At 74.3% G+C, this 9,127-nt stretch carries 3 protein-coding genes; all 3 read right to left on the bottom strand.

What is annotated here, in order from left to right; translation table 11 throughout:
* Nucleotides 1-3,007: type I polyketide synthase (locus AB0C22_RS31115; protein WP_357538562.1), on the bottom strand; the 3,007-nt coding region annotated here is incomplete at its 3' end.
* 56 nt (nt 3,008-3,063) lie between these two features.
* Nucleotides 3,064-6,186 (bottom strand): type I polyketide synthase, encoded by a 3,123-nt coding sequence (locus AB0C22_RS31120; RefSeq protein WP_357538564.1) that lies wholly within the window; start codon nt 6,184-6,186, stop codon nt 3,064-3,066.
* Between the two features lie 44 nt (nt 6,187-6,230).
* Nucleotides 6,231-9,127, bottom strand: a 2,897-nt coding sequence (locus tag AB0C22_RS31125) for a type I polyketide synthase (protein ID WP_357538566.1), incomplete at its 5' end; no start/stop codon positions are given.

Raw genomic sequence — 9,127 nt, forward strand, 5'->3', positions numbered from 1 at the left:
CACCCACACCCACACCCGCAACACCCACACCCGAAACCCCACCCACCACCAAACCCACCAACCGCTCCGCCACCAACACCGGAGTCGGAAAGTCGTAGGCGAGCGAGGACGGCAGCGGCAGGGCGGTGTCGGCGACCAGCCGGTCGCGTAGTTCCACGACGGTGAGCGAGGAGAAGCCGAGTTCCTTGAACGTCGTCTCCGGGTCCACGTCGGTGGCGTTCGAATGACCGAGGATGCCGGCGGCCCGCCGCCGGACCAACTCCAGGGCGACGTCGAGGCGCCGCTCCGCCGGCAGCTCCCGCAGGTCAGTCGCCCAGGCCCCGTCGCCGACGGGCTCCTCGGCCACCGGCGCGTCGGCGTCGGGCCGTACGGTCGTCGTGCCCGGGTCCGTTGCGGGCGCGTCGATCCAGAAGGGCCTGCGCTGGAACGCGTAGGTGGGCAGGGAGATCCGCTGTGCGCCCGGGAAGGACGTGGTCCAGTCGACCGGGACACCCACGACGTACGCATGGCCGACGGCCTGCCGGAAGCGGTCGAGGCCGCCCTCGTCGCGCCGCAGGCTGGGCACGACGGACGCCGGCTGCCCGGCTGCGGCGAAGGTCTCCCGCAGGCCGACGGCCAGCACCGGGTGCGGGCTGCACTCGATGAACGTGGTGTACCCGTCGTCGAGCAACGCCGTGGCGGCCGGCTCGAACCGGACGGTCTGCCGTAGGTTGCGGTACCAGTAGGCGGCGTCCAGACCGGCCGTGTCGACGGGCGTTCCGGTCACCGACGAGTAGAAGGTGACCGGGGCACTGGTGGGCGTGATCGGGGTGAGCTGGGCGAGCACCTCGTCGCGGACCGTCTCGACCTGCGGGGAGTGGGAGGCGTAGTCCACCGGGATGGCCCGGCACCGCACCCCCTGCGCGGTCAGCTCGGCGAGCACCTGCGGCAGCACGTCCACCGCTCCGGACAGGACGGTCGAGTCGGGGCCGTTGATCGCCCCGATCGCCACCTGGTCGCTCCACTGCTCCAGCACCGGCAGCAGCCGCTCGGCCGACGCCGCCACAGACGCCATCGCGCCCGTGCCGGCCAGGGCCCGGATCGCCCGACTGCGCAGGGCCACCACCCGGGCCGCGTCCGGCAGGGTCAGCGCGCCGGCCACGCACGCGGCGGCGATCTCACCCTGGGAGTGCCCCACCACCGCGTCGGGTTCCACCCCGTGCGCCCGCCACAGTGCCGCCAACGACACCATCACGGCGAACAACACCGGCTGGACCACGTCGACCCGCGCCAACTGGTCGGCGTCCCCGCCGAGCAGGACGTCGCGCAGGTCCCAGTCGGTGTACGCGGCCAGCGCGTCGGCACATTCGTCGAGGCGGTCGCGGAACACCGCGGAGTCGGCGTACAGGCCACGGGCCATCGCCTCCCACTGCGAGCCCTGGCCGGGGAAGACGAAGACCACCCGGCCGGGCTGGGCGCGGCCGACGACCAGGTCGGGTCGGTCGTCACCGGCGGCGAGCGCGGCGAGCGCGGCGAGCATGTCGGCGCGGTCACCGGCGCGGATCGCCGCCCGGTGCCGCAGGGCGGCCCGGGTCGTCGCGAGCGAGTAGCCGAGGTCGACGCCCGCGACGTCGCCACCGGTGGTGAGGAACCGGTGCAGCGTGGCCGCCTGGGCGCGCAGTGCGGCGGGGTTCTGAGCGGACACCACCCAGGGGGCGGTGTGCGGGGGCGTCGGCGCGTCGGTCCGGTCGCCGGTGGGCCGGGGCGCCCGCCCGACGACGAGGTGGGCGTTGGTGCCGCCCATTCCGAACGACGAGATGCCGGCCAGGGCGTCGCCGTCACCGGCGGCGTCCGCCGGCCACGGCCCGAGCGCGCACTGCACCTGCAGGTTCAGCGCGGCCAGGTCGATGCGCGGGTTGACGGTGCTGAAGTTCAGACTCGCCGGGATCTGCCCGTGCCGGGCGCTCAACGCGAGCTTGAGCAGACCGACCAGACCGGCGGCCCCTTCGAGGTGCCCGACGTTGGTCTTGGCCGAACCGACGGCCAGCGGAGCGTCCGCCGGCCGGTGCACGCCGATCGTCGCACCCAGCGCGCCTGCCTCGACCGGGTCGCCGACGGGCGTGCCCGTGCCGTGCAGCTCGACGTAGCCGACGTGGGCCGGGTCGGTGCCCGCCTGCCGGTGCGCCCGCCGGATCACGTCGGCCTGCCCGTCGCCGTCCGGGACGGTCAGGCCGGCACCGCCACCGTCGTTGTTGACGGCCCCGCCGAGGATCACGCAGGAGATGTCGTCGCCGTCGGCCACCGCGTCGGCGAGCCGCTTGAGCACGACCAGGCCGCCGCCCTCACCGCGTACGTAGCCGTTGGCGCGCGCGTCGAAGACCCAGGCCGTGCCGTCCGGGGAGAGACCGCCGAACTCGCCGACCCGGGCGGTGCTCCCCGGTTCCAGGATGAGGTTCACGCCGCCGGCCAGGGCCAGCGAGACGGTCCCGGCGCGCAGGCTCTCGCAGGCCTGGTGCACGGCGACCAGCGCCGACGACTGCCCGGAGTCGACGACCACGCTGGGCCCGGTCAGGCCGAGTGTGTAGGAGATCCGGTTGGCCACGACGCTGCGGTGCAGCCCGGTGAGGGTGTGGACGGTGGCGGGCACCCGGCCGGCCAGTTGGGCGTAGTCGTCCTGGATGGCGCCGACGTAGACCGCCGCAGGCCGCCCGGCCAGCTGGTCGGGTGCCAGCCGGGCGTCCTCGAACGCCTCCCACGCCAGCTCCAGCATCAGCCGCTGCTGCGGGTCCATCGCGGTGGCCTCGCGCGGGGAGATGCCGAAGAAGGCGGCGTCGAACCCGGCGACGTCGTCGAGGAAGCCGCCGGGTGGGGCGGTCGGCCCCGACCGGTCGGTGGGTGCCGCGCCGATCGCGTTGCCCCCGCTGGCGAGCAGGGCCCAGAACGCGGCCGGGTTCGCCGCGCCGGGCAGGCGGCAGGACATGCCGACGACAGCGATCGCGTCCTCGGAAAAGTCACGGGTCTGCGGCATGACAACTGACCTCATTCTGCGTCGATCGCGGGCCATCAGGGGGTGGGGCGGAGGGTCTAGACGGTGATCAGGGTGTCGACGTAGTCGACGATCGCCTCGAACGTCGGGTGCTCGTAGACCAGCGCGGCGGGCAGGTCCACTCCGGTGGCGGCGGCGGCCCGGTTGCGCAGGTCGATCGCCATCAGCGAGGTGAACCCGAGTTCGAGCAGGGGGACGTCGGCGGCGACGTCGTCGGCCCGGTCGAGCCGCATCACCTCGGCGGCCAGCCCGCGCAGGGCCATCAGCAGGGTCGCCCGGCGTTCGGCGGCCGGTAGCCGCAGCAGGGTGACGGCCAGCGACGGCTCCGCCTCGTCACTGCCGTCGGTGAGCGAGTCGGGCGGCGTGGGTGCCCGGCGGGTGGCCACCATCGGTGCGACCGCGTCCAGCCAGTAGTGCTTGCGCTGAAACGCGTAGGTGGGCAGGTCGACGGTGGTCGGGGCCAGCCCGTCGGTCAGCGCGTCCCAGTCGACGCCGCCACCCCGGCAGTACCAGTTCGCGACCCCGGTCAGGAACGCCACCGGCTCGTCGACGTCGCGGCGCAGCAGCGGCAGCACCGCACCGGTCGTGCCGGCGACGCCGAGGTTCTCGGTGACCACCGCGCTCAGCACACTGTCCGGGCCGACTTCGAGGTACTCGGTGACCTCGGCGGCGGCCAGCGCCCGGACGGCGTCGGCGAAGCGGACCGGCCGGCGGGCGTGCGCCACCCAGTATTCCGGGTCCTCCAGTTCACCCGGGCCGACCGGTCGACCGGTCACGGTGGACACCAGCTCGACGGTCGGCGGCCGGTAGGTCAGGCTCGCCGCCACCCGCCGGAACTCGTCGAGCATGGGCTCCATCCGGGGGGAGTGGAAGGCGTGGCTGACCCGCAGTCGGCTGGTCCGCCGGCCCTGGGCGGCCCAGGCCGCCTCGATCTCGGCGACCGCCGGCTCGTCACCGGCGACCACGACGGAGGACGGTCCGTTCACGGCGGCGACGGCGACCTCGGCGGCCCGGTCCACCAGCATCGGTGTCACCTCGGCCTCGGTGGCCTGCACCGCCACCATCGCGCCGCCGGCCGGCAGTTCCTGCATGAGTCGTCCGCGTGCGGTGACCAGGGTCGCCGCGTCGGCCAGCGTGAGCACTCCGGCGACGTGGGCGGCGGCGAACTCGCCGACCGAGTGCCCGACGAGCCGTTGGGGCCGGATGCCGAACCGTTCGAGGAGCCGGAACAGCGCCACCTCCACGGCGAAGATGGCAGGTTGGGCGAACCGGGTCTGGTCGAGCAGCGCGGCGAGGGCGGTGCCCGCCGGGGCGAAGAGCACGTCGCGCAGCACCACCGGCAGGTGCGCGTCGAGGGCCGCACACGCCGCGTCGAGGGCCGCGGCGAAGGCCGGGAACGCCGGGTAGAGGTCGCGGCCCATGCCCGCGTGCTGCGAACCCTGACCCGAGAAGATCATGGCGAGGGTACGACCGCCGGGCGGGGCGGGGCGGCCCCGCACCACCTGGGCGGAGCCCGAGCCGCCGGCCAACCGGTCCAGACCGGTGAGCAGCTCGGCCGGGTCGGTGCCGAGCAGAACGGCACGGTGGGCGAACAGCGGACGACGATTCAGGGTGTACGCCACGTCGACCGGCCGCAGCGGTCGACGCCGCAGGTGGGCGGCGAGCCGTCGTGCCTGGTCCCGCAGTGCCTTGGGCGAGTTACCCGACAGTGGCCAGGCGGTCGGGCGGTCGGGTGTCACCACCGGCGCGGACCCGTGTTCCCCGGCGGGCGGGGGTGGCGACTCCTCCAGGATCAGGTGGGCGTTCGTGCCGCTGATCCCGAAGGAGGAGATGCCGACGCGACGTGGCCGATCGGCGACCGGCCAGGCCACGGCCTCACGCAGCAGGCGTACCGCGCCCGACGACCAGTCCACGTGGGGGGTCGGTGGGTCGGCGTGCAGGGACCGGGGCAGCACCTCGTTCCGCATCGCCTGCACCATCTTGATCAGGCCGCCGACTCCGGCCGCGGCCTGGCTGTGCCCGATGTTGGACTTGAGCGAGCCCAGCCAGAGGGGGCGTTGCGCGTCCCGGCCGGCGCCGTACACGGCTTGCAGGGCGCGTACCTCGATCGGGTCGCCGAGGGTGGTGCCGGTGCCGTGCCCCTCCACCGCGTCGAGGTCGGCGGGGGTGAGCCGGGCGTCGGCGAGGGCGTTGAAGATGACACGTTCCTGGGCGGGCCCGCTCGGGGCGGTGAGGCCGTTGCTGGCGCCGTCCTGGTTGACCGCGCTGCCCCGGATCAGACCGAGCACCGGGTGCCCGTTGCGCAGCGCGTCGGAGTACCGCTCCAACATGACCACTCCGACGCCCTCGGCCCAGCCGGCGCCGTCGGCCCCGGCGGAGAAGGACCGGCACCGGCCGCCGGGCGACAGGCCGCGCTGCCGGGAGAACTCGATGAACACCCCCGGTGTCGCCATCACCGTGACGCCTCCGGCCAGGGCCAGGGAGCACTCGCCCCAGCGCAGCGACTGGCAGGCCAGGTGGATCGCCACCAGCGACGACGAGCAGGCGGTGTCGACGGTGATCGCCGGCCCTTCGAAGCCCAACGAGTAGGCGATCCGGCCGGAGGCGATGCTCGCCGCGCTGCCGTTGCCGACGTACCCCTCGAAGCCCTCCGGTGCCGGCATCAGCCGCGACCCGTAGTCGTTGTACATCACCCCGACGAACACGCCGGTGTCGCTGCCGCGCAGCGACCGGGGGTCGACGCCGCCCCGCTCGATCGACTGCCAGGCGTGTTCGAGCAGTAGGCGCTGCTGGGGGTCGATGGACAGCGCCTCGCGGGGGGTGATGGCGAACAGCCCGGCGTCGAACTCGGCCGCGTCGTAGAGGAAACCACCCTCGCGGGCGTAGCTGGTGCCGACGGTGTCCGGGTCCGGGTCGTAGAGCCCGTCGAGGTCCCACCCCCGGTCGGTGGGGAACCCGGCCACGGCGTCGACCTCACCGGCGACCAGGTCCCACAACTCGTCCGGGGTCTGCACCCCGCCGGGGTACTGGCAGCTCATCCCGACGAGCGCGATCGGCTCGTGGCGGCTCTCTTCGAGATCCCGGATGCGTTCCTGGGCGTCGCGCAGCTCAATGGTCATCCGCTTGAGGTAGTTGAGGAGCTTCGCCTCGTCACCTGACATGCGCTGGACACCCGCTCTCGTTGACTCCTGCGGCCGGTGGCCGCTCACTGCGGCACCGTGCCGAACTCCTGGTCGATCAGGTCGAAGATCTCGTCCACGGACGCGGACTCGATGCGCGCGTTGGCTTCCGGGCCGGCCGACCGGTCCGCCGGGGTGGTCTTCCAGTCGGCGAGCATGCTCTCCAGCCGGGCGGCGACCAGCCGGCGCAGCCCCCGGTCGGAGGAGGCCGCCGCCATGGCGGCGGACAGCCGGTCGAGTTCGGCGAGGACCGGGCCCTCGGCGTCGGCCGGCGCGGCGGTCTCCCGGATGAACTCGGCCAGCGAGGTGGGCCGTGGATGGTCGAAGACCATCGTGGCGGGCAGTTGCAGACCGGTGGCGGCGCTGAGCCGGTTGCGCAACTCGACCGCGGACAGCGACTCGAAGCCGAGTTCCTTGAAGGACCGGTCGTCGTCGACGCGCGCCACCCGGTCGCCGCCGAGGACGGCGACGACGTTCCTGCGTACCAGGTCCAGCACGATCTTCTGTTGTTCGCCGACCGGCAGCCCGGCGAGCCGGGTGACCAGCGGTTGGGACGCCTGTTGGCCACCGGCGGGGCGGCGGGCCGTGCGGGTCAGCCCGGACAGCCGGGGTGGCACGTTGTCGGTCTCGGTGCGGGCGCTGAGGCCGGCGATGTCGAAGCGGGCGGTGACCAGCACCGCCGGGCCGGCGGCCAGCGCGTCGTCGAAGAGGGCTAGCCCCTCGTCGAGCGACAGCGGCAGCAGGCCGCCCCGGCTGACCCGGTCCAGCGCCGCCCGGTCGAGTTTCGCCGCCGCGCCGGCCCCGGTGCCGTCGGTCTCGCCCCACAACCCCCAGACCAGGGAGGTGCCGGCCAGGCCGGCGGCCCGGCGGTGTTCGGCGAGCGCGTCGAGGGCGACGTTGGCCGCCGCATAGTTGCCCTGACCGAGGTTGCCGAGTTGACCCGCCACCGAGGAGAACAGCACGAACGCGGCCAGGTCGGCGTCCGCGGTCAGCTCGTGCAGGTGCAGGGCGGCCTGCACCTTCGGCCGCCAGACGACGTCGAGGCGGTGCGGGGTGAGGCTGGGCAGCACCCCGTCGTCGATGACCCCGGCGGCGTGCACGACCGCGGTGAGCGGGTGGTCGGCCGGCACCGTGGCGAGCGCCGCGGCGACGGATTCGCGGTCCCCGACGTCGCAGGCGACCAGCCGGGCCGTCGCCCCCTGCGCGGTGAGGTCGGCGAGCAGGTCACCGGCGCCGGGGGCGTCCGCGCCGCGCCGGCTCAGCAACAGCAGGTGCCGCACGCCGTAGGTCGCCACCAGGTGCCGGGCGACGAGAGCGCCGAGCGCCCCGGTGGCCCCGGTGATCAGGACGGTGCCGTCCGGGTCGAGCCTCGGCGGCGCGGCAGGCTCCGCCGAGCGGCGTACCACCAACCGTGGTACGAGGCCGACGCCGTTTCGCAGCGCGATCTCCGACTCCCCGGTGGCCAACGCGCCGGACAGGGCCGGGCCCGAATCGGCGTCGACGTCGATGTGCACCACCGCGCCGGGGTTCTCCGCCCGCGCGGTACGCAGCAGGCCGGCGACCGGTGCCATGGCCAGGTCGACGTCGGTGTCACCGGGCAGCGGCAACGCGCCGCTGGTCACGACGACCAGCTTCGACTGCGCCAGTTCACCGCAGGCGAGCCAGCCCTGCACCGTGTCGAGCACCTGCCGGGTGGGCAGCCCGGTGGCGGTCGGATCGACCCCGGCACCGGGTGCCGAGCCCACGCAGGAGACCAGCACGGTGGACGGTGCCGGCCGGCCGTCGGCGACCGCCGCCCGCAGCGACTCGACGTCCGGGTAGTCCGCCGGATCGACACCCGGCAGGTCACGCAGGTGGTGGCCGTCCGCACCGACGAGGACATGGTCCTGGGTGGCGTCCGCCCCGGCCGGGGTCTCGACGGGGTTCCAGCGGATCTCGTAGAGCGGCAGCCGGTCGGTACGCAGCGCGGCGAGCCGGGCCGGGTCGATCTCGCGGAGGGTCAGCGCGCGTACCGATCCGACCGGGGTGCCGGTGTCGTCGGCGATGTCCATCCGGACGGTCTCGCCGCCGGAGGCGTCCCACCGCACCCGCAGTCGGGCGGGCGTCACGTCGGCGGCCGTCACCCCCTGCCAGGAGAACGGGATCCGCAGCGGCAGCGGGCCGTCGTTGTCGGCCAGCGCGAGCGCCAGCAGGGGGTGCAGGGCCGCGTCGAGCAGCGCCGGATGCAGCCGGTGGCCGGTGGGGTCGGTCCCCTCCGGCAGGGTGATCTCGGCGTAGCAGTGGTCCGGGTCCCGCCACAGCCCGGTCAGGCCCCGGAAGGCGGTGCCGTAGCCGTAGCCGTGCTCGGCGAGCCGGTCGTACAGGCCGGTGAGGTCGACGGGCACCACGTCGGCGGGCGGCCAACTGGTCAGCGCCGTGCCGGCCGGGTCGGCAACCGGGGTCAGCACACCGCTGGCGTGCAGGGTCCAGTCCTGACCGGAGTCGGTGTCGGCCGACCGGCCGTGGATCGTCACCCGGCGGCGGCCGGTGTCGTCCGGGGCGGACGCGACGACCTGGAGGTCCACGATGCCGTGCGCGGGCAGTGCGAGCGGCGCGTGCAGGGTCAGGTCGTCGACCATGGCCAGTCCGGCGTACGCGGCGCAGTGCAGGGCCAGGTCGACGAAGGCCGCGCCGGGCAGGAGGACGGTGCCGCCGACCAGGTGGTCGGCGAGCCACGGGTGGGTGGTGAGCGAGACCCGGCCGGTGAAGAGGGTCCCGGCGTCACCGGCGAGCACGACCGCGGCGCCGAGCATCGGGTGGCCGGCCTGGTCCAGACCGGCGGCGCTCAGGTCGCCGGTGTTGCGGGGTGCCTCCAACCAGTACCGCTCCCCCTGGAACGCATACGTCGGCACATCCACCAACCGACCCGCACCCACCACCCGAC

Origin of the sequence: Micromonospora sp. NPDC048894 (genome assembly GCF_040649765.1) — a bacterium.
GTDB lineage: Bacteria > Actinomycetota > Actinomycetes > Mycobacteriales > Micromonosporaceae > Micromonospora > Micromonospora antibiotica.